We start from the raw sequence: 23,526 nt of genomic DNA on the forward strand, positions 1-23,526 counted from the left end.
ATGACCGCTGCGGCGTTCGACGAGACCAGGCGCGTGCTGGAGCCCGGCGTCACGGAGACGTCGATGACCGACCATGTCAGCGACCTGGTGCTGGAGCGGAAGACGCCGCTGTGGTGGTGGATCGGCTTCGGCCTGTCACTGTGCCTGCTGCTGCTGTTCGTCGTGTCCCTGGCATGGCTGTTCATCCGGGGCGTCGGCATCTGGGGAGTCGGTTGGCCGGTCGCCTGGGGTTTCGCGATCGGCAACTATGTCTGGTGGGTCGGGATGGCGAGCGGCGGGACCATCATCTCCGCCCTGTTCTTCCTGACCCGCTCGGAATGGCGGAGCGCCACCAACCGCATCGCGGAGTCCATGACGGTCTTCTGCGTCGCCTGCGCCGGGATCATGCCGGTCATCCATCTCGGGCGCTGGTGGTATTCCTACTGGCTGTTCCACTACCCGAACACGATGGGGACATGGCCGCAGTTCCGCAGCCCGCTGCACTGGGACTTCGTCGCGATCCTGGTCTATGTCATCGCCTCGGTCCTGTTCTGGTATATCGGTCTGATCCCGGACATGGCGACGCTGCGGGACCGCGCCACGCGGCGCTGGCAGCGGGTCCTGTACGGGATCCTGGCGCTGGGCTGGCAAGGATCGTCGCTGCACTGGCGGGAATACCGAAGCGCCTATCTGGTGCTGGCCGGCCTGATGGCGCCGCTGGTGATCTCGGTCCACAGCATCGTCGGCCTGGATTTCGCGGGCGGGCTGGTGCCGGGCTGGCACGAGACGCAGTTCCCGCCCTATTTCGTGTTCGGCGCCGTGCTGTCGGGGTTCGCGGTCGTCCTGATGCTGGTGATCCCGTTGCGGCGCGCGCTGGACCTGGGCGGCGTGATCACGCCGCGCCACCTCGACGTGCTGGCCCGGCTGATGCTGACCACCAGCCTGCTGATCGGCTACAGCTATGGCCTGGAAATCTTCATGCCGTTCTACCGGGGCGAACATGCCGAGATCACGGTGGTCCTGTCGTACCTGACCGGCCACTACGCGCCGTGGTACTGGGCGAAGATCGTCCTCAACGCGGTCATTCCGCAGCTCCTGTGGTTCCGCGCCGTGCGGCTCAACCAGCCGGTTCTGTTCACGATAGCGGCCGGCGTGGTCGTCGGCATGTGGATCGAACGCTACGTCATCGTCGTTGCCAGCCTGCATCGGAACCATTCGGAATCGAGTTGGGCCGTCTTCACCCCGACCTTCTGGGACTGGGCGACCCTGGCCGGGTCGGCCGGGCTGTTCCTGACCGGCTTCTTCCTGCTGCTGCGGTTCATCCCGATGGTCTCCATGTTCGAGATGCGCGAACTGGTGCGGAAACAGAAGCGGGAGGGCGGACGATGAGCGACACCCCCCGCCCCTATGGACTGGTGGCCGAGTTCGACCGGCCGGAACCGATGCTGGCGGCCCTCCAGCGGCTGCGCGCCGCGGGCTTCCGCCGGATCGAGGTCTACAGCCCCGAACAGGTCGACGGCGTGGACGAGATCCTGGAACGCCGCCCCTCCCGCACGCCCCTGGTCGTCTTCGCGGCCGGCGTCGTGGGGGCGGTCGGCGGCTTCTTCCTGCAATGGTACGGCTCGGTGATCGGCTACCCGCTCAATGTCGGCGGAAGGCCGCTCAACAGTTGGCCCGCCTTCGGGACCACCACCATCGAGCTGGCGATCCTGTGCATGGTGCTGGCCGGCGCGGCGGCCCTGCTCCGCGCCTGCCGGATGCCGCTGCTGTACCACCCGATCTTCGACGCGCCGGGCATCGAGCGGGCCTCCCGCGACCGTTTCCTGGTCTGCGTCGAAGCCGGCGACCCCCGCTTCGACCCCGACCGCCTGAGCCGGCTGCTGCATGTCCACGACCCCGTCCGGATATGCGAGGTGCCGGCATGAGGCCCGGGAGTGCCGCGTTCGCCGCCCTGATGCTGGTGCTGGCCGCCGGCTGCGACAATCTGGCGGAGCAGCCGCGGAGCAAGACCTGGGAGCCGGCCGCCGACCTGCCGAGCCGGGAGCGCTGGCCGCTCCAACCTCCCGAGCACACCGTCGCCCGCGAGGATGTCGCCCCGCCGGTGCCCGCGCTGGACGCCGCCCTGCTGGCGCGCGGGCATGAGCGCTACGACGTGTACTGCTCCCCCTGCCACGGCTTCCAGGGCGAGGGCGACGGCATGATCGTCAAGCGCGGATTCCCGGCGCCGCCGTCGTTCCACATCGATCGGCTGCGCTCCGCCCCGACGCGGCACTTCTACGACGTCGTCACCGACGGCTGGGGCGTGATGTATTCCTACGCCGACCGGGTCCAGCCGCCCGACCGCTGGGCCATCGCGGCCTATGTCCGGGTCCTTCAGGAAAGCCGGAACGCCGATGTCGCGGAACTGCCCGACGCCGCGCGGGAGAAGCTCGAATGACCCGCGCGTCCCGCATGGCCTATGGCGCTTCCGCCGTGGCGGTCCTCGGCGGCGGCGCCGTCTGCGGGCTGGGGCTGGGCATCGACCGGGAAGCCGTGCTGCGCGGCTGGCTGGCCGGCTGGGCCTTCTGGATCGGCTTTCCGGTCGGGGCCCTGATGCTGCTGCTGGCCCACGACCTGACGGGAGGGCGCTGGGGCGACGTCGCGAAGGCTCCGCTGAAGGCCCTGGCGACGACGCTGCCGGTGGCGGCCCTGGCTTTCGTCCCGGTCCTGCTGAGCCTGCCCGACCTCTACCCCTGGGCGCGGCCGGAGGAGGCGGCGAAGCTGCCCAACACCTTCTACCTGAACACGCCCTTCTTTCTGGCGCGGGCGGCGGCCTGCTTCGCCGCCTGGGCGTTCCTGGCCGTGCTGGCCGGGCGCGGGACGTCCTTCGCGGCGCCGGGGCTGATCGTCATGGGGGTGACCGCGACCTTCGCGTCGTTCGACTGGCTGATGTCGATCGAGCCGGACTGGGGGTCGAGCATCTACGGCATGCTGGTCATCAGCGGTTTCCTGCTGACCGCATTGGCGGCGGCGGCGCTCGCCGCGAGCGCCGCCCCCTCGGTCGGGGAGAGCCCGCGCCGGGACCTCGGCAGCCTCCTGATCGCGGCCATCCTGCTGTGGGCCTACCTTTCCTTCATGCAGTTCCTGATCGTGTGGGAAGCGGACCTGCCCACCGAGATCACCTGGTACCTGAAACGGCTGGAGGGGGGCTGGGAGTGGACCGCCCTGGCGGTGTTCCTGGCCCAGGGCCTCGTGCCCTTCCTGGCGCTGCTCTGGCCGCCCGTCAAACGCAGCCGCCGGGGCCTTGCCGCCGTCTGCGTGCTGCTGCTGGCGGCCCATCTGCTGGAAAGCTGGTGGCTCGTGCTGCCGGGCTTCGACGCCACCGGAATGACCTGGTTCGCCCCGGCGGCGACGCTGGCGATCGGCGGGCTCTCGGCGGCGCTGTTCCTGTGGCGCCTGGATGCCGGGGTGCGCCATGGCTGACCGGGTCTCCCCCAACGAAACCACGCGGTTCGAGACCGCCGACGTGCCGTCCCGGGTGGTCGGGTTGCTGGCCGCCCTCGTCGCCGGCGTGATCGCCCTGTCCATCGTCGGACTGCTGCTGGTCTTTCCCGGCGGCACCGCCGACGCGCCGAAAGCTCTGAAGGACCGCATGCCCGAACCCAGGCTCCAGCCCGATCCCCTGGGCGACATGAGGGACTATCGCGCGAGGGCGGCACGGGAAAGCGCCAGCTATGGCTGGATCGACCGGGATCGGGGGATCGTCCGGATCCCGATCGAAGAGGCGACCCGCCGCGTCCTGGAGCGCGGCATCCCCGACTGGCCGGAGACGGCGCGATGAAATTGTCCGGAGCCGTTCCCCTGCTTGCCGCGATGGTCGTCGCGATCCTGGCCGCCCTGCCCGTCCGAGCCCAATCGACCCTGCCGGCCGAGGGCTTTGCCGGCCTTGCCTTCGACCAGCATCCGGGAGCCGTCCTGCCCGCCGACGTCCGGCTCGTCGACGACCAGGGGCGGAGCGTCTCGACCGCCGACCTGTTCGGCCAGGGCAGGCCGGTGGTGCTGGTGTTCGACTATTTCCGCTGTACGACCCTGTGCGGCCTGGTGCTGGGCGACCTGTCGGCGGCGCTCGCCCAGGTGCCCCTGACGCCGGGCCGGGACTATGGGGTGGTCGCGGTCAGCATCGACCCGAGGGAGACCGCCCGGGACGCGGCGGCCCTCAAGGCCCGGCATTTCGACCGCGATCCCGCCTTCGCCGGGGCGGTCCGCTTCCTGGTCGGAGCGGAGGACGAGGTGCGGCGCCTCGCCGACACCGTGGGATTTCCCTACCGCTATGATCCGATGATCGAGCAGTTCGCCCATCCCGCGGGCGTCACCCTGGTATCGGGCAGCGGCAGGATATCCCGCTATATCCTGGGCATCGGCTACGACCCCCTGGACCTGCGCCTGGGACTGATCGACGCCTCGCGCGGGACCGTCGCCTCGGTCGCGGACCAGCTGCTTCTGCTCTGCTACGCCTACGACCCCGCCCACGGGCGATACAGCCTGGTGATCGGCAATATCGTCCGGGCCGGCGGCATCCTCACCGTGGCGGCCCTGGGCCTGCTGATCTTCCTGGCCTCGCGCAAGCCTTCGGGGGGCGCCCGATGAACCAGGGCATCCACTTCCTTCCCGAGACGGCATCGGCCCATGCCGGCGAGATGGACTGGCTGTTCGCAGGATTGATGATCACCAGCGCCATGATCCTGGCGCTGGTTTTCGGCCTGATGCTGGTGTTCTGCGTGCGCTACCGGCGGAACAGCGGAGCCGAGCGCGGCAACCGGCTGGGCAAGACCTGGCGGGTGGAGGTCGGCTGGACGGTGGCAACCTTCGTGCTGTTCCTCGGCCTCTATTTCTGGGGTGCGAACCTATATTTGAAGCTGCACCGGCCGCCGGACGATACGACCGACATTTTCGTCGTCGCCAAGCAATGGATGTGGAAGGTCGAGCATCCCAGCGGGCAGCGGGAGATCAACGAGTTGCACGTCCCGGTCGATCGCCCGATCCGGCTGGTGATGACATCGCAGGACGTGATCCACGACTTCGCGGTTCCCGCCTTCCGCATCCGCCGCGACGTGCTGCCCGGACGGTATGAATCCATGTGGTTCAGGCCGACCAAAGTCGGGCAGTACCGCCTGTTCTGCGCCGAGTTCTGCGGCACCGAGCACGCCCACATGACGGGCATCGTCACCGTCATGGAACAGGGCGACTACCAGCGCTGGCTCGACGCCCAGGGACCTGGCGAAACGCTGGTCGCCCAGGGGGCGGCGCTGTTCCGGCAGTACGGGTGCAGCGGCTGCCATGGCCCCGCCGGCACCGTCCATGCCCCGCCGCTGGAAGGGCTGTTCGGCCGGCCGGTGCCGCTGGCCGACGGGTCGATGGTGACGGCGGACGAGGGCTATATCCGCGATTCGATCCTGCTGCCCAAGTCCCGGATCGCCGCCGGCTATCCCGCCATCATGCCCTCCTACGACGGGCAGATCGGCGAGGAGGACCTGTTCAAGCTCGTCAGCTACGTGAAGTCGCTGGGGAACGCATCCCCCGGCGCCGGCGAAAGGCCCGCCCCATGACCGCCACCTCTCCCGACAGGGCCGTCACCGCCCGGCCGGCCGCCCAGCCGCCCAACTACCTGACCGAGGGGGGATCGACGCTCCGCTCCTGGCTGCTGACCCACGACCACAAGAGGATCGCGATCCTCTACGCCCTGACGATCACCGTGTTCTTCTTCTTCGGGGGAGCCGCCGCGGCGATGATCCGGCTGAACCTGGTGACGCCGCCGGGGATCTTCGCAGCGGATACCTACAACCGGCTGTTCTCGATCCACGGTATCGTGATGGTCTGGTTCTTCCTGATCCCGTCGATCCCGAACACGCTGGGCAATTTCCTGCTGCCGATGATGATCGGGGCGAAGGACCTGGCGTTTCCCCGGATCAACCTGCTGAGCTGGTACCTGTTCGTCGTCGCCGGGGTGGTGGCGCTGGTCGCCGTGATCGCGGGCGGCGTCGATACGGGGTGGACGTTCTACACGCCGTTCTCGACGATGTATTCCAACAGCTACGTGATCCTGGCGATCTCGGCGGTCTTCATCTCCGGCTTCTCGTCGATCCTGACCGGGCTCAACTTCATCGTCACGGTCCACCGGCTGCGGGCGCCCGGCATGACCTGGTACCGGCTGCCGATCTTCGTCTGGTCGAACTATTCGACCGCGATCATCCTGGTGCTGGCGACCCCCGTGCTGGCGATCACGCTGGCCCTGCTGGCGGTCGAACGGCTGTTGCAGGTGGGCATCTTCGATCCGGCGCTGGGCGGCGATCCGCTGCTGTTCCAGCATCTGTTCTGGTTCTACTCGCACCCGGCGGTCTACATCATGATCCTGCCGGGGTTCGGGGTGATCAGCGAGGTCGTGCCCTGCTTCTCGCGGAAGCCCATCTTCGGCTACAAGTTCGTGGCCTGGGCCAGCGTGTCGTTCACCGCGGTCAGCTTCCTGGTCTGGGCGCACCACATGTTCGTCGCCGGCATGTCGGTCTATGCCGCGCTGGTCTTCTCGCTGCTGAGCTACATCATCGCCGTGCCGTCGGCGATCAAGGTGTTCAACTGGACCGCCACCCTGCACAAGGGCTGGATCAGCTTCGACGCGCCCATGCTGTACGCGCTGGGCTTCATCGGGCTGTTCACGACCGGCGGCCTGTCCGGCCTGTTCACCGCCAACCTGGCGTTCGACGTCCATGTCACCGACACCTACTTCGTCGTGGCGCATTTCCACTACATCATGGTCGGCGGCATGGTCAGCGCCTACTTCGCCGGCCTGCATTTCTGGTGGCCCAAGATCACCGGCCGCATCTATCACGAATGGTGGGCGAGGATCGCCGCGCTGCTGATCTTCGTCGGGTTCAACCTGACCTTCTTCCCGCAGTTCATCCTGGGCTACCTGGGCATGGAGCGGCGCTACCATTCCTATCCGCCGGAGTTCCAGTTCTGGAACATCCTGTCCTCGGCCGGCGCCTCGATCCTGGCGCTGGGCTACGTGATGCCGCTGTTCTACCTGACCTGGTCGCTGTACCGGGGCCAGCGCGCCGGCGCCAACCCGTGGGCGGCGACGGGGTTGGAATGGACCACGCCGTCGCCCCCGCCCAAGCATAATTTCGACAAGACCCCGACCGTCACCCGTCCGCCCTACCAGTACCGGCCGGAACCGGAGCCCCAGGATGCCCAAGGCCATGCCTGACATACGGCCGGAACCCCAGTACGCCACCCTGGAACAGCAAACCGACGTCGCCGTCTTCGGAATGTGGATCTTCCTGGCGACCGAGGTGCTGTTCTTCGGCGGCATGCTGTTCGCCTACACGGTCTATCGCGGCGTCTACCCGGAAGGCTTCGCGGAGGCCGGCCGTCATACCAAGATCGTGATCGGGACGGTCAACACGGTGATCCTGCTGACCAGCAGCTTCGTCGTCGCCTGGGCGGTGCATTTGGCGGAGCGGGGACGCGGCCGCGGCGTCGCGGTCCTGCTCGGCGTGGCGGCGCTGCTGGGCACCATCTTCCTCGGGCTGAAGAGCTTCGAGTATTACCAGGAATGGCACGAAGGCCTCGTTCCGGGCCTCCGCTTCGAGGCGGCCGGCCCGCACGCCCATGCCATGGAGCTGTTCTACCTCCTGTATTTCATGATGACCGGGGTACACGGGCTCCATGTCACGATCGGGATCGGCCTGCTGGCCACCATGGCGGTGCGCGCGTGGCGCGGCGCATTCTCAAGCGCCTATCACACGCCGGTCGAGATCACCGGCTTGTACTGGCACTTCGTCGATATCGTCTGGATCTTCCTGTATCCGCTGATCTACCTGGTGGGAAGGAGCGGCGGATGAGGGAGAACCTGCCGCCGCTTCCGCTGGTCCTGGCCTGGGTGGCCCTGCTGGCCCTCCTCGGGGCCACGCTGATCCTTGCCTATGTGCCGATGGGGCCGTTCAACGCGGTCGCCGCAGTGGGCATCTCCGCGCTCAAGGCGCTGCTGGTCGTCATCATCTTCATGAAGCTGGCGGACAGTGGGAACCTGGTCCGTTTCGCCGCCGCGGCGGGCCTGTTCTGGCTCGCCATCCTCTTCTCGCTCGGCGCGACCGATTACCTGACCCGGACCACGGTGCCCACCGGCAGCTACACGCGCGGCCATCTTGGCGAGGAGTCGCCCTGACATGACATCATCCGGCGACGATGCCCGCGTGAGGGAGACCCGCCTGAGGGAGGCCGTGGAGAGGGCCTTGGAGCATCTCCAGGCTGGACGCCGGCAGGCCGAGGAGGATCTTTCCCGCAGCCCCGTGCACGGCACCCATGTCGACATGCTGCGCAGGATCCGAACCTTCCACAAGGAGGTGCTGCTCCCCGCCGTGAACGCCAAGCGGTCAGTGGTCGAGCATGTCGGCGCGCTGTGGCTGGAGGAGGATATCGATCCGCCGCACCAGATGCCGCGCGCCTTCGTCCGCTTCAGCTCGATCTCCACCAACGCGCAGGCGCCCCGCGCCTACATGACCTTCCATGTCGCGGAGGACGGCACCGTCCTGGTCTCCCGCAACTTCGAGACCCCGGTGAAGACCACCGAGGTAACGCTCGGCCGCCTGGAGGAACTGTCGCCCGAAACGGTGTCGGCCGCGATCGACGATTTCCTTCTGCGGGCGCTGAACGCCTGACGGAGGAGCGCAGGGGCATCCTGGATTCAGTCCACCGGCTCCCGGTATCGTATTCGGCCGCGATGGAGCTGAATTCCACGGCTACGCAGATGTCGCCCGGCAAGATCCTGGCGGCGTACCAGGCGACGGCATCAGCGGCGAAGACTCGGCGACCTCCCGCAGGACCCCTCGGATTTCCTCCGCGATGACTTCAGGATGATCCTCGGGCGTGAAGTGCCTCGCCCCGGGTATGCGCCGCATGGGCGCACCGAGAGTGTCCGCGAGCAGCGCGCCGGACCATTCCCCGAGCGGGTCGTCCTCGCCCCAGACGATACGGGCCGGAATATCGAGCCGGCGGAGCCTGCTTCCGATTTGCAGGGTATCGTAGGCGGACATGTGAAGGAGCTGGTTGGCGAGGCCGGCAGGGCCGATCGGGCGCGCATAGGGCTCCCAGAGCAGATCGTGGGATACCTTCCGCCGCCGGGGGTCGTCGTGACCCAGGTTGTTCACCGCCGCCAGCAAGAGCGGCTTGACCAGGGCGGGCGGCAAGCGGGCGATGAGACCCCGCATGCGCTGCGCAGTCCTGACCATCGGCACCGGCCAGTTGTCGTAGGCTACGGAATCCGCCAGCACCAAGCCGGCGAAGAGTTCGGGATGCTCGGTCAGCAGGGACTGGACGACACCGCCGCCGACGTCATGGCCGACGAACACGGCCCGGTCAACGCCCAGGTGCCGGAGCCACGACCGTAGATAGTCGGCCTGCCGCGGGATCGAGATGTCGCGGTCCAGACCTTCGCCGAGCGACCAGCCGAAGCCGACCTGCTCCCAGGCGAGACAGCGTACTCCGACGCTGGTCAGTCGGGGAATGATATAGCGCCAGATGCGGGGGTTGGTCGGGATGCCGTGAACCATCACCACCGGGATGGCGCCGCGTTCCGGACCTCCATGCTCCTCCCACCGCATCAATACGCCGTCGATCACCGCGCTGCGGATCAGCTCCGGCGCGGCATCGACCTCCTCCCGGTAGCGCGCCCGATACGGCGTACGCAGCAGCGCCAATCCCAGCCCGGCGGCGATCGCCCCGAGAATGAGATGCCTGCTGGTCCGCCCGGTGGCGGGACTCCGCCGATCGGACATGTTTCCTCCTGCATCGGTGAGGGAAATGACACTTGGATGGCTGCGACATGGCCGGATCATGAGAACACCGCGGCCGGCGTGGACCGGCTCTCCCTGTGCGGTGAGGATCGGCTACCTGGGCTGCTCCCCGGGCTGGTTCGTATCCGGTACCTTGGCGCGCTCCTCTATGCTTTCGGCGGATTCCGGCGGCTGCGGCGGCTGGCTGCTGCCGCGGCTCCGGCGTTCCACGTCGTTCCCCTGGACATCGACCGGGTCTTCCTTCAGACGCTCGAGGGCGCCTTGCAGCCCGCTTTCCTCGTCCGTCTCGTCGATCGTGTCAGGCGAGCGCGTTCCCTGAGGAGCAGGATTGGGCTCTAGGGTCCGCACGACGCCGGGGTCGTTCGTCAGCCTCTCCTTCGTACCCTGGGCCCCGGCCGAAACTGCGGCCAAGGCCAGCAGGGCTGACCCCAAGATGATCGGTATCGCATGCAAAATGCCGGTACTCCTGTCTTTCATATCCCGTCGGGCGAAGCCCTCCCGGGTCTGGACTGGACTCCGCATTGGCGGGAACAGCCCTTGTCAGGCACTCAACAGTGTGTCTGCGGGTTGGTTTCTTCCGCGAACGGTCCGGTCAGACCCGTGAAGGCGCCCCCCCAAGTGCGACGAGAAGGATTTCGAGCTCCAGGAAACCGGGTTCGGAATCCGGGTAGCGGAGTCGTCATGTCAGCCCGCATCCTTTCCATCCGCCGCGGATTGTCGTGCCAGGGAACCCGCGATGGTCCTGGGCGCCGGGGGTTTCCGGCCGGACGGCCAACCCTCCCGCTGGCGGTTGCGGTCGCCGTCGGTCTCCTCGGTCTGGTCGTGGAACAGGACCATGCTGGTGGGAAATGGAAGATCGATGCCGTTGGCGACCATCTCGTCCTTGATCGCGACGATCACCTCGTGCTGCACCCGCAGCACCTCGTGCTGGTGGGCGTCGGTCCACCACTGGGCGCGGATGTTGACGCTGGAATCGGCCAGCGCCACGGCGATGGCTTCCGGCGGCGGATCCCGCAGAACACCCTCCACTTTTCGCAGCGTCGCGACGATCGCCGCGGCGGCCTGTCGCGCATCGTCTCCGTAGCCGACTCCGACATCGCACTGGCTGCGCCGGATGCCGTAGGCGGTGTTCACGATGACGGCGTTGGTGAAGATTTCCCCGTTCGGGACATAGGCGCGCCTGCCGTCATAGGTCTTGATGATGGTGGTGCGGGTCTCGATCTCCTCGACCGTGCCCTCGAAGTCCTTGAAGACGATCTGATCGCCCAGGCGGAACGGCTGGCGCAGCAGGATCAGGATGCCGGCCAGGAAGTTCTGGAGGATGTCCTTGAACGCGAAGCCGATGGCCACGCTGCTGATGCCCAGCAGCGAGAACAGATCGACCGGCCGGACCGAGGGAAACATGATGGTCACCGCGACCAGCAAGCCCAGCAGGGTCAGCCCCCACTGGGCCAGGCGCCCGAGAACGAGGCCGACATTGCGGGCGGATCCGGCCGAGGTTCCCCGCCGCGCGCCCATGCGCACGCCCTTGCCGATCAGCCAGAACAGGATGAAAACGACGACGCCGATGGCGAGCTTGGGCAGGAAGGAAATCGACCAGTCGATCATCTGGTCGATCGTTGCCCAGGCCGTCGAGATCTCAGCGTCCACGGTGGCCTGCAGATCGGTATCCTGCATGGTTGCCCCTGCGGTCGAGATCACGCGGCGTCGGACGAATGCGCCGCAGGCCCCGGCTTGGGGACGTTGGCCAGTGCGGAGGTGGAGCCGTCGGAGGAAGGGCCGACGACGCTGAAGCTTCCGTCGGTTTCCAGCACGACCGCCTCGACCTGTTCCAGGCTCGCGAAACCGCTCGATCGGACGGCGGCCATCACCTCCTCGGGTGCCACCCGCGCATCGAGCAGGGCTTTGTCGAGCATGCTCCCCTTGTGAAGAAGCAATGTCGGTTCGGCCTTCACGAGATCCCTGACCCCTTGCCAGCGGGCAGAGGCCCAGGCGACGATCATCTGGAGGAAGATCAGCACGGCGAAGCCAAGAATACCTTCCGCCAGGGCAACGCTCTGGGACAGCAGAACCGTCGCCAGCGTCGAGCCCAGGGCCACCGTCACGATCATGTCGAACGCGTTCATTTTCGACAGGGTGCGTTTGCCGGTGATGCGCAGCAGCAATATGATGGCGATGTAGGCCAGCACGCCGACCACGACGGTCCGCAGCAGCCCGGTCCAGTCGTCAAAAAACATGAGCGTTCCTTAGGCTTTGAAAATTCGGGTCCAGCGTCGGCCGGACCTGGCCGGCGCGCAGACGCTCCAGATGCAACAACTTCGACCGGAAAAGCTCCCATGCCTCGGCACGCCATTCCAGATCAAGTTTCCCCGGCAAGACCGGGTGCGGCTTCAAAGACGTGCCGAAAGCGACAACTGTGACGTGACAGGAAAAACCTTGCGGGAGTCAGGAATTTCCTGACAACACACATCGCCGTTAAGTCTGTTGGCATAATCGAAGCAATAAGATCGAGTTTTCGTGCCAGCAATAATGCTGACACATCCGATAATAAGTCAAACGTGATACTCGACCGGATGAAGCGATCACCGGACCGGTTTCGCGAAGAGAAATTGTCGTCTTTTCTGCAGGAGAGCCATATGAGATCTCAAATATTGGCCACTGCCGCAACGTTGCTCGTCATGACGAGCCCGGCGGCCTGGGCCCAGCAGAACCCCCAGCAGAGCCCCCAGCAGAACCAAGGACAGCCCGGTCAGGAGCAGCAGGCTCAGGGACAGCAAGCCCGGGACCAAGCACCCCAGCCGCGGCTGCGCCAAGCTCAGGGCGAGCTGCGGCAGGCCTATCAGAATCTCGAACGCGCCCGGAACCAGGGCGGCGAGCAAGGCGTCCAGCAGGCCCGCAACCGTGTCCAGCAGGCGCTGGAGACCATGAAGGGAGCGCTGATCGCGGTGGCCGAGTTGCCGCGGGTGCAGCAGAACACCCAGGCCAGCCAGGCCTTCCAGGAGGCCAGGAACCAGGTCGACGCCTCCCTCGCCGCGATCGGCCGGCGCGGCGAAGCCGGGGAACAGGAGAGCCGCACGGCCGCCGCACGTGCCGACGAGCAGGTCCGCCGCGGCGCCGAGCAGGCCCGGATGCAGGTCCTGGTCCAGGCGGCCGAGCCGCGTGTCGCAGTCCAGCAGCCGGCACCGCAGGTCGACGTGCGGCAGAGGCCGTCCCGGGTCGGCATCGAGCAGCAGGCGCCGCAGGTGATCGTGCGCCAGGAGCCGCCTACGGTAACCCTGGAGCAGCCGGCGCCCCGGATCACGGTCCGCCAGCAGCCGCCCGAGATCATCGTGCGCCTGTTCGAACCCGAGGTGATCATCAACCAGCGCCGCCCCGAGGTCTCGATCGACATGGGCGATCCGAACGTGAACGTGGACCAGCCCGAGCCGCAGGTCTCCGTCCAGGTGCCCCGCCCCGATGTCAATGTCGACCAGCCCCGGCCGCAGGTCGCCGTGCGGATGCCCGAGCCCGAGATCCAGGTCGAACAGGCCCAGCCCAGGGTCCGGGTTGAGCGGTTCGCGCCGCAGGTCGACGTGAGCCAGGCGGCCCCCGAGGTGGACGTGCGGGTACCGGAGCCGCAGGTGGCGGTCAACCAGCCGCGGCCGCAGGTCGACGTCGATGCGGCGCGGCCGGACGTCGACGTCCAGGTCCCCCGTCCGCAAGTCCAGGTGGACCGCGCCCGGCCGGACGTGAGCCTGCGGATGCCGGACCCCCAGGTTCGCGTCCAGCAGCCGCAGCCCGACGTGAGGGTCGACATGGCCCAGCCTGAGGTCCAGGTCGAGCAGGCACAACCGCAGGTTCGCGTCCAGCAGGCCGATCCGCAGGTGACCGTGGAGCGGCAGGGAACCGCCGACGACCAGATGGCCGAACGCGAGGCTCTGGACGAAGGCGCCGCACGGCTCCAGGCCTTCATCGGTCGCGACGTCGTCGCGCGTTCCGGCGATCACGTCGGGCAGGTGTCAGACCTCCTCGTGGCACCCGGCGGGGAACTCGATGCGGTGATCATCACCCTGGTGGACGAGATGGGCGGACAGCAGGTCCGGATCCCCGCCGACAACGTCATGGTCAACAGCCAGGACGGCACCGTGCTCGTCGTGATGGATTCGCCCGAAATCGAGGCGGCCCCGGTCTTCGACACCGAGGCTGCCGAGGGAAACCTCGTAAGCCGCGGCACGCGCTGACACAACGAGAAGATCGGAGCACACCATGACCAAGCGGTTTACCGGCGGTTCGCTACGCCGCCTTTCACGTCCGGCATTGGCCGCGGTTCTGGCGCTGCCCCTGCTCGCCGCCTGCGGCGAGGATGAGGCCGCTGAACAGGAAACCACCGCACCGGCGGTTTCGACGGACGAGGAGCGGGAATCGCCGGCCGGCGTGCCGAGCACGCTCGAAAGCACGGAGCGCGCCATCGAGGCGGTGCCTCCCAAGTCCGACGGCCAGTAAGGCGTTCCCTCGAAGGACAAGCCTCACCCGAACAGGCAAATCACAAGGAAGGATTCCATCCATGCGAAGCAAGCTCCTGCTGACGACGGCTCTGACCATCGGTCTCGCTGCCCCTGCGGCGATGGCCCAGCAGAACCAGACGTCCCAGCCCAACCCGCAGAGCCAGCAGCGGAACCAGCAGCAGGCTGGCCAGGCCCAGCAGCAGAACCCGCAGATGCGGCAGGCGCTGCAGCAGCTCCGCGATGCCGAGAAGCGGATGCAGCAGGCCATGAGCCAGCAGGGCGAGCAGAGCCAGCAAGCCTTGCAGAAGGCCCGCCAGCAGGCGCGCCAAGCCATCCAGCAGATCCGCCAGGCGATGCCCCAGGGGCAGGACCAGCAACTGACGAAGAACATCCAATCCGCCGAACAGGCATTGGGCAAGCAAGGTACCGAGGGTGCCAGCGAGGCGCGCGAGGCGATCGCTCTGATCCTCGTCGACGTCGAGCGGATGACCACCGCCTCGGCCGGCACCAACGATCGTACGCAAGTTGCAGTCCAGCAGTCCTCGCCCGAGGTGGTCGTGCAACAACCCGCCCCGCAAGTGCAGGTTGAACAGCATCGGCCCCAGGTCACCGTTCAGCAGCCCCAGCCGACGGTCACGGTCGAGCAGCCGCGGCCGCAGGTGGATGTCCAGCGGGCGCAGCCGCAGGTCACGATCGAACAGGCCGAGCCGCAGGTGAACGTCGACCGTGCGGGTGAGCCCCAGGTCACCGTCCAGCGCGCGGGCGAGCCGCAGGTCAACGTCCAGCGGACCGGCGAGGCGCAGGTCGATGTCCAGCAGGGCGGCGACCCGCAGGTGAGGGTCGAGCAGGCCGGCAATCAGCCGGCACAGGCCCAGCAGGCGGGTAATCGGCAGACGAATGGGCAGCAGGCCGGGCAAGCCGGGCAGGCCGGGCAGGCCGGGGGCCAGCAGACGCAGATGGCGAGCCCGCCTCCCAGGTCCGACGCGCCGGACGGCATTCGTGCCGAGACCCTGATCGGCAAGCAGCTTGTCGGCACCCAAGGCGAGGAGTTCGGCGAGATCGAGGACATCCTGATCGACCCGCAGTCGGGCAGCGCGCAGCGCGTGATCGTCTCCGTCGGCGGCTTCCTCGGTATCGGCGACAAGCAGGTGGCCATCGATGCGTCGCGCCTCAAGATGGGCCAGGGGCAGGAGAACGTGCAGATCTCGGGCCTTACCAAGGATCAGGTCGAGGACATGCCCGCGTTCGAGATGGAAGAAAACATGACCTCGTTCAACGAGGCGCCGGGCAACGCCCCTTCCGCGGCGCGCTGACCTGGCGGAACGCTGACCAGACGAAATGATGGCGGGGTTGGGCGGATCACCGGCGGTGACCGGGATCCGCCGCCCTCCCGAACCACCTCACGGCTTCAACGACTATCGGAGTAGGAATGATGTTCAAACGCACTTCAGCCTGCATCGCCGCCCTGGTCATGGCGGCGACGGTGCCGGCCTTCGCACAGCAGCAGGGCGGTTCGCCGGCTGCCGGCCCTGATCGCTCCGACCTTCAGCAGTACATCCAGAAACGCTCCGGGCCGGAGCAGCGGAAACTCGAACTGCTCCAGACCACGCTTCTCAATCAGTTCGGCGGGCTCGGCTTCGCCAAGCTGGTCGAATTCGGCAAGGTCGGGGCAAGCTATGTGGCCGAAGTCGAGACCGTGCGCGGCGACAACGTGTTCGTCACCATAGACCCCGTCACCGGCGAGATCATCGGGATAGAGCCGATCACCGCCGCCGTCGTGCCGGCGCCCTCTTCCGCATCGGGCGCGTCCGGGTCGGGCTCGTCCGGGTCGGGCTCGTCCGGGTCAGGGCAGAGGAACGCCCAGCGGACGGCCTCGGGCGGCGGCACGTCCGAGTACAGCGACATGGGAACATGCCAGCCCGCCGGCTGGCAGCAGATCACCGACGGGATCGATAAACTGCCTCCTGACAGGGAGCTGATCGCCCGCCGCAAGATGATGCAGGTCTGGGAAGACTATGCAGACGGCGACAGCATCGCCTGCCGCGAGAAGCTGCAGGACATCCAGCGGTATTTGAAGACCGCGTCGGCTCGCTAGATGGGCTTGCGACATTTCCGGCCGGGTTTCCATCCTTGCCCGATCCGCACGGCAATTCCGAAGATACCGATGGGGAGATATCGATGAGACGCATGTCCTTGACGGTGGGAGTGGTGCTCGCCGGCTTGGCGGCAGGGGCCCACGCACAGGAGCGGAAGCTCGACGAGCCGCTCGACTCCGGTCGCATGGGAGCCGGGCGCGAAGCGGAGGGCCCGGCCGGAAACCTGCTTCGCGAGAGGGTTCCGCCCGATGCCGACGCTCCCCGGTCCGGTCGGCCGCATCAGCCCGCCATCGCCGGGGGCGACGGGACGGCTGCGACCAACGCCCTGACCAAGATCGGGGAAGAAGCCGAGGCCGACGTGGAACGCCCGCCGGAACCGGGTGCCGATCCGGCTCCGCTCAACACCCAGCCGCCGACATCGGTGCTGGGAAGCCGCGGCGGCGGCGCACTGGAAGCGGACGACGTCTATGCGGATCAGCTCAAGGAAATGGAGGTCCAGGTCAGCAACCAGGAGACGATCGGCACGGTTTCGGGCGTGCTGATCGACATCGACGCCGGCCGCATCGCGGAATTGATGGTTTCCAGCGCCGGACTCCTGGATTTGACGGACCAGGAATTCCGGGTTCCCTGGCCGGACATCCGCTCGATCGACAAGAACGACCACCGCATCCGGATCGATCGACGACCGGAGCCGGCCGGCGACCGGGAAACCGCCACCAGGGCATCGGACGGGCGCCGGCTGACAAGCCTTGCCGACCTGACGGAAATGTCCGTCACGGTCGGTCGTGACGGGGACTTCGGCGAGGTCGCGAGGCTGGTGGTCGACCAGTCGAGCGGAACCATAGAACAGCTCACGATCTCCGCCGGCGGCGTCGGCGGCACCGGTCTCGGCGATGCCCGTTACGACGTTCCCTGGAACGCCGTCGCATCGGTGGACCTTGATGCCCGCCGGGTGATGGTGGACCGGACTGCGGAGCAGCTGACGTCGGCAAAATGACGGCAGCCACGAACTGCGGCCCGCGAAACATGGAAACCTACTTCGATATTGGAGGAATGATGTACCGGAAAGGAATGAAGGCCGCCCTGGCGTCAAGTATCGCCGCCTTGGCACTCACCGTTGGCACCGCGTCGGCACAGGGAACCGGCTCCCAGGGAGCCGGGAACGACGCCGGGACGACGGTCAGCGGAAAGGCACCGGCCCCGATCGCGGGAGAGCAGACCCGCATCGAACTGGGAGAATGGGATTACGAAGAGCTTTACAGGTCCGGCTGGCGCGCCGGGCAGTTGATCGGCGCCAACGTCATCGGCCAGTCCGGCGAAGAGATCGGCAACGTCGAGAACATCATGATCGGTCCCGACGGCAAGGTTCTCAGCATCATCGCGGAGATCGGCGGTTTCCTCGATATCGGCGACACCCACGTGAACGTTCCCTGGAACGAGGTCCAGTTCACGTCCGGAGCGGAGTCGGCGAAGGTGCCGGTGACCGAGGAAAACCTCGACCAGTACTCACTGTTCGGCGATGAGGAACAGCTTGGCCGTGGCGCCGCCTCGCGGATCCATCGTGTGGACGACCCGGCAACCGGACCACGCGTATGGCGGGCGACCGAACTGACGGGCGATTACGTCAGGCTCCAGGGTGGCGAAGCATACGGTTATGTCGACGACCTCATCTTCAATAGCGACGGTACGCTGAGGGCGGTCTCCGTGACGCGGGATATCGGTTACGGCACGGCCGGTCCCTATGCCTATCCTTATTATGGCTATGGTTACGGCGCCTTCGATCCCGGTCTCGATTACTACGGGCTCCCCTATGCCGAAGGCGAGGTCGCGGACGTCGAGCCCTTCGATTACGAGGAAATGGACGGGAGCGTCTTCCAATAATCGAAGCGCCCATCCCGGCGGGCGCCGGCGGCCGGACCTGTCGTTCGGCCGCCGGCTCCTCTTTTTCCGGCACTTTCCGCAGCGATACGGCGGATGGCCGGCTCCCTTCATCAAGACGCACTTCGCTTCACAGGAGCGGGACATGAGCAGCGTGTTTCACCGCATCGCCGGCATCGCGGCCGTATTGACCATGATCGGCGCGGGTACGATGCAGGCACAGGTTCTATCTGATGGCGACGAGCCGTCCATCGGTCTGACCGAGGATCGCGGCGTGATCCCCGAGCGGGAAGGCCGCGGACTGTCGGATCAGGTCGATATCGGAACCGTCGAGGACGAGCAGATGCTGGCCGGTGAGGACGAAGGCCAGCCGCGTGGCGCCGGCGTGGGGCTGCGGGAGAACGAAAGCGATATCGGTGAGGTACCCCGGGGACCGGCACCAGGCCTGGAGCGGGACGACTGATCCCCCGCGACCAGTTCGCGCTGAAGAAGGAGCAAGGAGACAGACCCTAGGTCCGGATCAAGTCCGGCCACGACGGAAGGGAAGCTTCGGCATGTCCGGCCCGTTTTTTGATCGGAGCTCAAGAACCGAGCCGGACAGCCGTGCAGAAGGCGGGAACTCGCCCGCATCGCTTATCGGACGTTGTCGTCCACCATCTCCGACGGTCCGGGCAATCCCTGGCCGTCGAGCTCCGTGGTATAGGGAGCGCGGTCCACCGGGCCGCTGCTGTACCCCAGCGGATCGCGCCGGGTCGGCTCGCGGAACAGGGAAGCGTCGTCGGAAGACACCGGACTGGCCGGAGGCAAGTCCGTCGGAGCACAGGCTGCCACGATCAGCGCCCCCAGGACAGCGAGGACGAATTCAGGCGCTTTGACGGCCATGTGCGAACTCCTGTTGTCAATCGATGGCCGGCCGCACCTGTTCGCGGCCGGCCATCGAACCCTTGTTTCTGAAAAACCTGTTGCGGAGGAACCGTCGGCCGGAGAGCCACGGGACTACCGGTCATGGGGCGGTTCCGGGGCGCTCCTCAGAACAGTCCGTCCTCTTCCCAGTCGCCCCACTCGTTCTCGGCAAGCATGCCGTCCTCGTTGTCGTCCAGGATGTTCCAGGAGCCATCGGCGAATTCATTCCGGTCGATCCCGTCGTCACCGTTCAGATCCCAGTCGCCGAACGAAAGCTGCTCGTCTCCGCCCCAGTCCTCGGAGCCTGCGGCGAACTCCGTATCGTTGATGATCCCGTTCCCATCATCGTCCCACTCGCTGAAAATGCCGGAGTCGCCGAGATTGGTATCGAATGTTTCGCGGTCGATCAGGCCGTCGTCCTGCGCGAATGCGGTACCGGCGGCGAACAGGACGGCGACGAACACGGCTGAAAACTTGCGCATGGCTTCACTCCTCGGCTGACTGCAAGACCTCCCAATGGAGGTTTATCGGGCAACCCTCGGGCGCGCTCCTCGTCGCAAAAACAATTCAGGCAAAAGTCAGGCATTTCGTCAGATCACGCCAATGGCGACGCCGACGGCCGATAATAGATGGTCGATGGAAGGGCCGGACTTTGTATTGGATGCGCCAGTCGTCTCCAAAGAGACCTCCAGTCCAAGGGAACTTTCGCGCTCCAATCTGCTTCGATGAAGTAGAAGTACATTGATTATGATACGCTCGTGAAAGACGTCGATCTACCCATTGGAACCGATTCCCCGACCGCCAGGACGTTGCGCTGGATCGCGCTGACGGTATTGGCGTTGCTGGCGGTGTGGATGGCCGGCGGCTTCCTGCTGATCGGCTTCGCCGGCATCCTGGTCGCGATCATGCTCAGGGCCCTTGGCGACCAGCTCGCCCGGGCAACGGGCCTGAGCCGCGGCAAGACCGTCCTCATCGTGACCCTGGCCCTGATCGTCCTGATCGGACTGACCTGCTGGCTTCTCGCTCCGCGCCTGGCATCCCAGGTCGACGAGCTTTGGCAGGCAATCCCGCAATCCATCGACCAGCTGCGGGCCAGGCTGTCGAACTATTCCTGGAGCGAGACGCTGTTCCGCCAGCTCGATCCGGACCACCTCAACCTGGACAGCGGTTCGATCCTGGGGAGGCTTTCCGGCGCCGCATCCTCGGTCATGAGCTTCCTGGGGACGCTGGTGGTCGTCTGTTTCATCGGGCTTTACCTGGCACTCGACACCAGGCTTTACAGGAGCGGCCTGGTCCGGCTGTTTCCGCCAAGCTACCGTCCCCGCGTCGACCGGATCCTGGACGAACTCGGGCGCCTGCTGAAATGGTGGCTCATAGGCCGGGGAATCTCCATGGTCGCGACCGGCGTCCTGACCGGGCTGGGCCTCTGGCTGCTCGGCATTCCGCTGGCCTTGACGCTGGCGCTGCTGGCCGCGGTGCTGACCTTCGTGCCCTATGTCGGCGCGATCCTGTCGGCCATTCCTGCCCTGCTTCTGGGGCTCGTGCAGAGCCCGACCATGGTGCTCTACGTCTCGCTTCTCTACGTCGTCGTCCAGTTGGTCGAGGGCTACCTGCTGACACCGTTGATCCAGCAGGAAACGGTCGCCCTGCCGCCCGCACTCACGATCGCCTCCCTGGTCCTGTTCGGCGCCCTGCTCGGCCCGCTCGGGCTGATGCTCGGAACGCCGCTGGCGGCGGCCGGCATCGTCCTGGTCCGCATGGCCTATGTGGAGGATGTCCTGGAACGGGATGACACCTGAACGCCCCGGCGAACGGCCGGAACCGCGCCGGCACTGCCGGCGCGGTCCACACGCTCTCGAAGGATCGTACCGCCGCCATCTCCGGACGGTACCGGCCTGGACTGGGATCAGCCTGTCTGACCGTCGATCGGCAGCGGCACGAAGATGGAATTCCCGTCCCGCTGACGCAGCAGCAGCACGTGGTCCTGATCGGCATCGCGCGCCCGCTTGATTGCGTTCGCCACGTCGCCCGGTCCATCGACGCTCTGACGGCCCGCCTGGGTGATCAGGTCGCCTGGACGCAGGCCCCGCATCGCCGCCGGGCCGTTGGGCTTGACCTGTACGACCACCGCCCCGTTGGCGTCGGAACCCAGATCGAAGCGCTTGCGCATTTCCGGCGACACCGGGGCCAGCGTCAGTCCGAGAGGGCCTTCCTGCCCGCTGCCGCTCTCGCCCTGCGGCTGCGCCTCTGCCGACAGGGTCTCCTCCAACTGCGTGATGGTGGTGTTCAGGGTCCGGCTCTTTCCGTCACGAAGCACGGTAATGCCGACCTGCTTGCCGATATCGGCCTGGGCAACCGTCCGGCTGAGCTCGCGGGGGCCTTCCAGTTGCTGGCCGTCGAACTGGGTGATGACGTCCCCCTGCTCGATCCCGGCCTTGGCCGCCGGGCTGTCGGGCGTCACCTGCGCGACCAGGGCGCCACGCTGTTGATCGAGGCCGAGCGCCTCGGCGATCTCCGGCGTGACCGGCTGGATCGCGACGCCGAGCCAGCCGCGCGTCACCTTGCCGGTCTCCCGCAGTTCCGCGATGATCGGCTGGGCGACCTGCGCCGGGACGGCGAAGCCGATGCCGATGTTGCCGCCCGACTGCGAGAAGATCGCGGTGTTCACCCCGATCACTTCGCCCGCCATGTTGAACATGGGGCCGCCGGAATTACCCCGGTTGATCGCCGCGTCGGTCTGGAGGAAGTCGTCGTACGGCCCGGCCCCGATGTCGCGCGCACGAGCCGAGATGATGCCGGCGGTGACGGTGCCGCCAAGCCCGAAGGGATTGCCGATCGCCAGCACCCAGTCGCCGATCCGCATCTGGTCCGAGTTCCCCCAGGCCACGGCCGGCAGCGAGCCAGCGCCGTCGATCTTCAGGAGCGCCAGGTCGGTCTTGGGATCGGTGCCGACGATCTCGGCGTTGAACTCCCGATCGTCCTGGAGCACGACCTTCACCTCGTCGGCCTTGCTGACCACGTGGTTGTTCGTCACGACGTAGCCGGACGGGTCGATGATGAAACCGGATCCCAGCGCCGTGGCCGGCCGGGAAGGCTGCTGTGGCCCCTCCCCGTTCCCGCCCGGGCCGAACCGCCGGAAGAAGTCCTCGAATGGAGTGCCGGGCGGAAGATCGAACTGCGGAAAGCCCGGCGGCAGGCCGAACCCGGGGCCTCCCCCGTCTTCTTCCTCGCCGGACCGTTCGTTGGAGGCGGAGGTGGCGGTGATGGTGACGACGCTGGGAAGCTTGGCCTGCGCCAGGTCGGCGAAGCTCGCCGGCGCATCGGCCTGCTGGGCGGATACCGTGCCGGTACCAACCAGGGTCAAGGACAAGGCGAGCACGCAATGCCGCGAGGCTCGCATGAGGGACGGAGAGACGAACATCGGATGTTCCTCGATCGGTGTTTCCGGATGAAATTCGATACTGCTCCGAACACCGGCGATCCGGGTCGAGCGGGGACCCCGAGCAATCGCGGGTTCGATACAGGGGGCCGGGTGCCGGCTCCTCGCGTGGTACCCGGCTAACTACGCGGGTACCGCCCGGTTCCAGCCTTTTTCAGCCCCGGTCTACCCTTGGCGCATCCGTCGGAGCGGCGGCGGATGCTCAGTCCGGAAGGGCTTCGGTCATCTTGGCGTAGTCGAAAGCCGGAAGGCCGGCGATCACCTGTTCGGTCAGCGGGACCGTCAGGATCCTGCCCCCGGGTTCCACCACGACGGAGCGCCAAGGTACGGCGCGGAGGGTACCGGCTTCGTCATCCCGGAACACCACGGCTTTCAAGGCGGCGTCGCCGCCGGCGATGATGTCGTCCACCGTGCCGACCGGCACGTCGCCGTCGATCTCCAGCGCTGAGCCCACGAGTTCGGAGACATGCCACTGCCGGCCGATGCTCTCGGGACGCTCGACCGGCCCGATCGGCTGGCCGGGAGCGGTTTCCCGCAGGTTCCGCGCGTTGAGGGGAATTTCGGCCGTTTCAAACCCCTCGTTCACCTCGACCATGTTCCAGCCGAGGCTGAACCGGCCACCCTCCATCGGCGGTGCGGCGGCGCCGGGCTGGATCACGACCCATTCGAGCTCGCCGGGAAACCCGATCGTGACGTCCGCGATGGTGCCGACGGGTTTCTCCCCGCCTCCGACGACGGGAAGGCCGATCAGCCGGCTGAGCCTGAACCCGGTGTAGAAGTCGTCGTAACTGTAGTCACCGACCGCTACCGGCTCCTCGCGTGGCGGGGAAACGGGATCCTGCGCGGCGGCGCTCTGCGTTGCGCCGAGCATGGCGACCATCAAAAGGGAAAGCATCGGACGGGTCATGGGGACCTCCTGC

General features: G+C 66.9%; 27 protein-coding genes. 19 read left to right on the forward strand and 8 right to left on the reverse strand.

Going from position 1 to position 23,526, the window contains the following annotated elements; all coding sequences use genetic code 11:
* The 11 genes from nrfD to JL100_RS15680 are packed head-to-tail and all read left to right on the forward strand — an operon-like array spanning position 1 to position 8,672.
* Positions 1-1,368 (forward strand): NrfD/PsrC family molybdoenzyme membrane anchor subunit, encoded by a 1,368-nt coding sequence (gene nrfD, locus JL100_RS15630; protein WP_202681418.1) that lies wholly within the window; start codon positions 1-3, stop codon positions 1,366-1,368.
* On the forward strand, positions 1,365-1,904 hold the full coding sequence (locus JL100_RS15635) for a DUF3341 domain-containing protein (protein WP_202681411.1): 540 nt from the start codon (positions 1,365-1,367) through the stop codon (positions 1,902-1,904). Before nrfD ends, JL100_RS15635 begins: the two co-directional genes overlap by 4 nt.
* Entirely contained in the window at positions 1,901-2,416 is a 516-nt protein-coding gene (locus tag JL100_RS15640; RefSeq protein ID WP_202681409.1) for a c-type cytochrome, read from the forward strand. Before JL100_RS15635 ends, JL100_RS15640 begins: the two co-directional genes overlap by 4 nt.
* Positions 2,413-3,441: a hypothetical protein gene (locus JL100_RS15645; protein ID WP_202681408.1), complete on the forward strand. Its 1,029-nt coding sequence runs from the start codon at positions 2,413-2,415 to the stop codon at positions 3,439-3,441. The genes JL100_RS15640 and JL100_RS15645 overlap by 4 nt, the downstream gene beginning before the upstream one ends.
* The gene (locus JL100_RS15650) at positions 3,434-3,799 is read left to right on the forward strand and encodes a hypothetical protein (RefSeq protein WP_202681407.1); all 366 of its coding nucleotides are present in this window, start codon (positions 3,434-3,436) and stop codon (positions 3,797-3,799) included. The genes JL100_RS15645 and JL100_RS15650 overlap by 8 nt, the downstream gene beginning before the upstream one ends.
* Positions 3,796-4,605, forward strand: a complete 810-nt coding sequence (locus tag JL100_RS15655; RefSeq protein WP_202681406.1) for an SCO family protein — start codon at positions 3,796-3,798, stop codon at positions 4,603-4,605. Before JL100_RS15650 ends, JL100_RS15655 begins: the two co-directional genes overlap by 4 nt.
* On the forward strand, positions 4,602-5,564 hold the full coding sequence (gene coxB / locus JL100_RS15660) for a cytochrome c oxidase subunit II (RefSeq protein WP_202681405.1): 963 nt from the start codon (positions 4,602-4,604) through the stop codon (positions 5,562-5,564). Before JL100_RS15655 ends, coxB begins: the two co-directional genes overlap by 4 nt.
* Positions 5,561-7,219 (forward strand): cytochrome c oxidase subunit I, encoded by a 1,659-nt coding sequence (locus tag JL100_RS15665; RefSeq protein WP_202681403.1) that lies wholly within the window; start codon positions 5,561-5,563, stop codon positions 7,217-7,219. Before coxB ends, JL100_RS15665 begins: the two co-directional genes overlap by 4 nt.
* Entirely contained in the window at positions 7,212-7,856 is a 645-nt protein-coding gene (locus JL100_RS15670; RefSeq protein ID WP_202681401.1) for a cytochrome c oxidase subunit 3 family protein, read from the forward strand. Before JL100_RS15665 ends, JL100_RS15670 begins: the two co-directional genes overlap by 8 nt.
* A complete protein-coding gene (locus JL100_RS15675; RefSeq protein WP_202681400.1) occupies positions 7,853-8,179 on the forward strand; it encodes a cytochrome C oxidase subunit IV family protein in 327 nt (108 codons plus the stop codon). The genes JL100_RS15670 and JL100_RS15675 overlap by 4 nt, the downstream gene beginning before the upstream one ends.
* A 1-nt stretch (position 8,180) precedes the next feature.
* A complete protein-coding gene (locus tag JL100_RS15680) occupies positions 8,181-8,672 on the forward strand; it encodes a hypothetical protein (protein WP_202681399.1) in 492 nt (163 codons plus the stop codon).
* Between the two features lie 81 nt (positions 8,673-8,753).
* On the opposite strand, the gene JL100_RS15685 is transcribed toward JL100_RS15680, so the two are convergent.
* The 4 genes from JL100_RS15685 to JL100_RS15700 form a co-directional block, all read right to left on the reverse strand.
* Entirely contained in the window at positions 8,754-9,788 is a 1,035-nt protein-coding gene (locus JL100_RS15685; RefSeq protein WP_202681398.1) for an alpha/beta fold hydrolase, read from the reverse strand.
* Positions 9,789-9,899: 111 nt separating this feature from the next.
* On the reverse strand, positions 9,900-10,238 hold the full coding sequence (locus JL100_RS15690; protein WP_202681397.1) for a hypothetical protein: 339 nt from the start codon (positions 10,236-10,238) through the stop codon (positions 9,900-9,902).
* A 252-nt stretch (positions 10,239-10,490) separates the two neighbouring features.
* Positions 10,491-11,483 carry a mechanosensitive ion channel family protein gene (locus tag JL100_RS15695; RefSeq protein ID WP_202681396.1) on the reverse strand — a complete coding sequence of 331 codons (993 nt, stop codon included), beginning with the start codon at positions 11,481-11,483 and terminating at the stop codon, positions 10,491-10,493.
* A 20-nt stretch (positions 11,484-11,503) separates the two neighbouring features.
* Positions 11,504-12,043, reverse strand: coding sequence for a DUF421 domain-containing protein (locus JL100_RS15700; RefSeq protein WP_202681391.1), 540 nt, complete (start codon positions 12,041-12,043; stop codon positions 11,504-11,506).
* Between the two features lie 441 nt (positions 12,044-12,484).
* On the opposite strand from JL100_RS15700, the gene JL100_RS15705 reads away from it, so the two are divergent.
* From JL100_RS15705 to JL100_RS15735, 7 genes are all read left to right on the forward strand, one after another.
* Positions 12,485-14,026, forward strand: a complete 1,542-nt coding sequence (locus tag JL100_RS15705) for a PRC-barrel domain-containing protein (RefSeq protein WP_228420734.1) — start codon at positions 12,485-12,487, stop codon at positions 14,024-14,026.
* 25 nt (positions 14,027-14,051) lie between these two features.
* Entirely contained in the window at positions 14,052-14,288 is a 237-nt protein-coding gene (locus JL100_RS15710) for a hypothetical protein (protein WP_202681387.1), read from the forward strand.
* 61 nt (positions 14,289-14,349) lie between these two features.
* Entirely contained in the window at positions 14,350-15,603 is a 1,254-nt protein-coding gene (locus JL100_RS15715) for a PRC-barrel domain-containing protein (RefSeq protein ID WP_202681385.1), read from the forward strand.
* Between the two features lie 119 nt (positions 15,604-15,722).
* Positions 15,723-16,385 (forward strand): PepSY domain-containing protein, encoded by a 663-nt coding sequence (locus JL100_RS15720; RefSeq protein ID WP_228420735.1) that lies wholly within the window; start codon positions 15,723-15,725, stop codon positions 16,383-16,385.
* Positions 16,386-16,468: 83 nt separating this feature from the next.
* On the forward strand, positions 16,469-17,383 hold the full coding sequence (locus tag JL100_RS15725) for a PRC-barrel domain-containing protein (RefSeq protein WP_202681381.1): 915 nt from the start codon (positions 16,469-16,471) through the stop codon (positions 17,381-17,383).
* Between the two features lie 59 nt (positions 17,384-17,442).
* Entirely contained in the window at positions 17,443-18,267 is an 825-nt protein-coding gene (locus JL100_RS15730; protein WP_228420736.1) for a PRC-barrel domain-containing protein, read from the forward strand.
* Positions 18,268-18,409: 142 nt separating this feature from the next.
* Positions 18,410-18,727: a hypothetical protein gene (locus JL100_RS15735; RefSeq protein WP_202681377.1), complete on the forward strand. Its 318-nt coding sequence runs from the start codon at positions 18,410-18,412 to the stop codon at positions 18,725-18,727.
* A gap of 170 nt (positions 18,728-18,897) precedes the next feature.
* On the opposite strand, the gene JL100_RS15740 is transcribed toward JL100_RS15735, so the two are convergent.
* Together JL100_RS15740 and JL100_RS15745 are read right to left on the reverse strand one after the other, a co-directional pair.
* Positions 18,898-19,146, reverse strand: coding sequence for a hypothetical protein (locus JL100_RS15740; RefSeq protein WP_202681375.1), 249 nt, complete (start codon positions 19,144-19,146; stop codon positions 18,898-18,900).
* Positions 19,147-19,292: 146 nt separating this feature from the next.
* Positions 19,293-19,649, reverse strand: coding sequence for a hypothetical protein (locus tag JL100_RS15745; protein ID WP_202681373.1), 357 nt, complete (start codon positions 19,647-19,649; stop codon positions 19,293-19,295).
* A gap of 276 nt (positions 19,650-19,925) precedes the next feature.
* On the opposite strand from JL100_RS15745, the gene JL100_RS15750 reads away from it, so the two are divergent.
* Positions 19,926-20,966 carry an AI-2E family transporter gene (locus JL100_RS15750; protein WP_202681369.1) on the forward strand — a complete coding sequence of 347 codons (1,041 nt, stop codon included), beginning with the start codon at positions 19,926-19,928 and terminating at the stop codon, positions 20,964-20,966.
* Between the two features lie 107 nt (positions 20,967-21,073).
* Here the strand turns inward: JL100_RS15750 and JL100_RS15755 are convergent, their stop codons facing one another.
* Both JL100_RS15755 and JL100_RS15760 read right to left on the reverse strand, forming a co-directional pair.
* Positions 21,074-22,588, reverse strand: coding sequence for a DegQ family serine endoprotease (locus JL100_RS15755; protein ID WP_228420737.1), 1,515 nt, complete (start codon positions 22,586-22,588; stop codon positions 21,074-21,076).
* Positions 22,589-22,808: 220 nt separating this feature from the next.
* Positions 22,809-23,513 (reverse strand): PRC-barrel domain-containing protein, encoded by a 705-nt coding sequence (locus JL100_RS15760; RefSeq protein ID WP_202681367.1) that lies wholly within the window; start codon positions 23,511-23,513, stop codon positions 22,809-22,811.
* Positions 23,514-23,526 lie beyond the last annotated feature (13 nt).

The sequence above is a fragment of the Skermanella mucosa genome (genome assembly GCF_016765655.2).
In the GTDB taxonomy this organism is placed as follows: Bacteria; Pseudomonadota; Alphaproteobacteria; order Azospirillales; family Azospirillaceae; genus Skermanella; species Skermanella mucosa.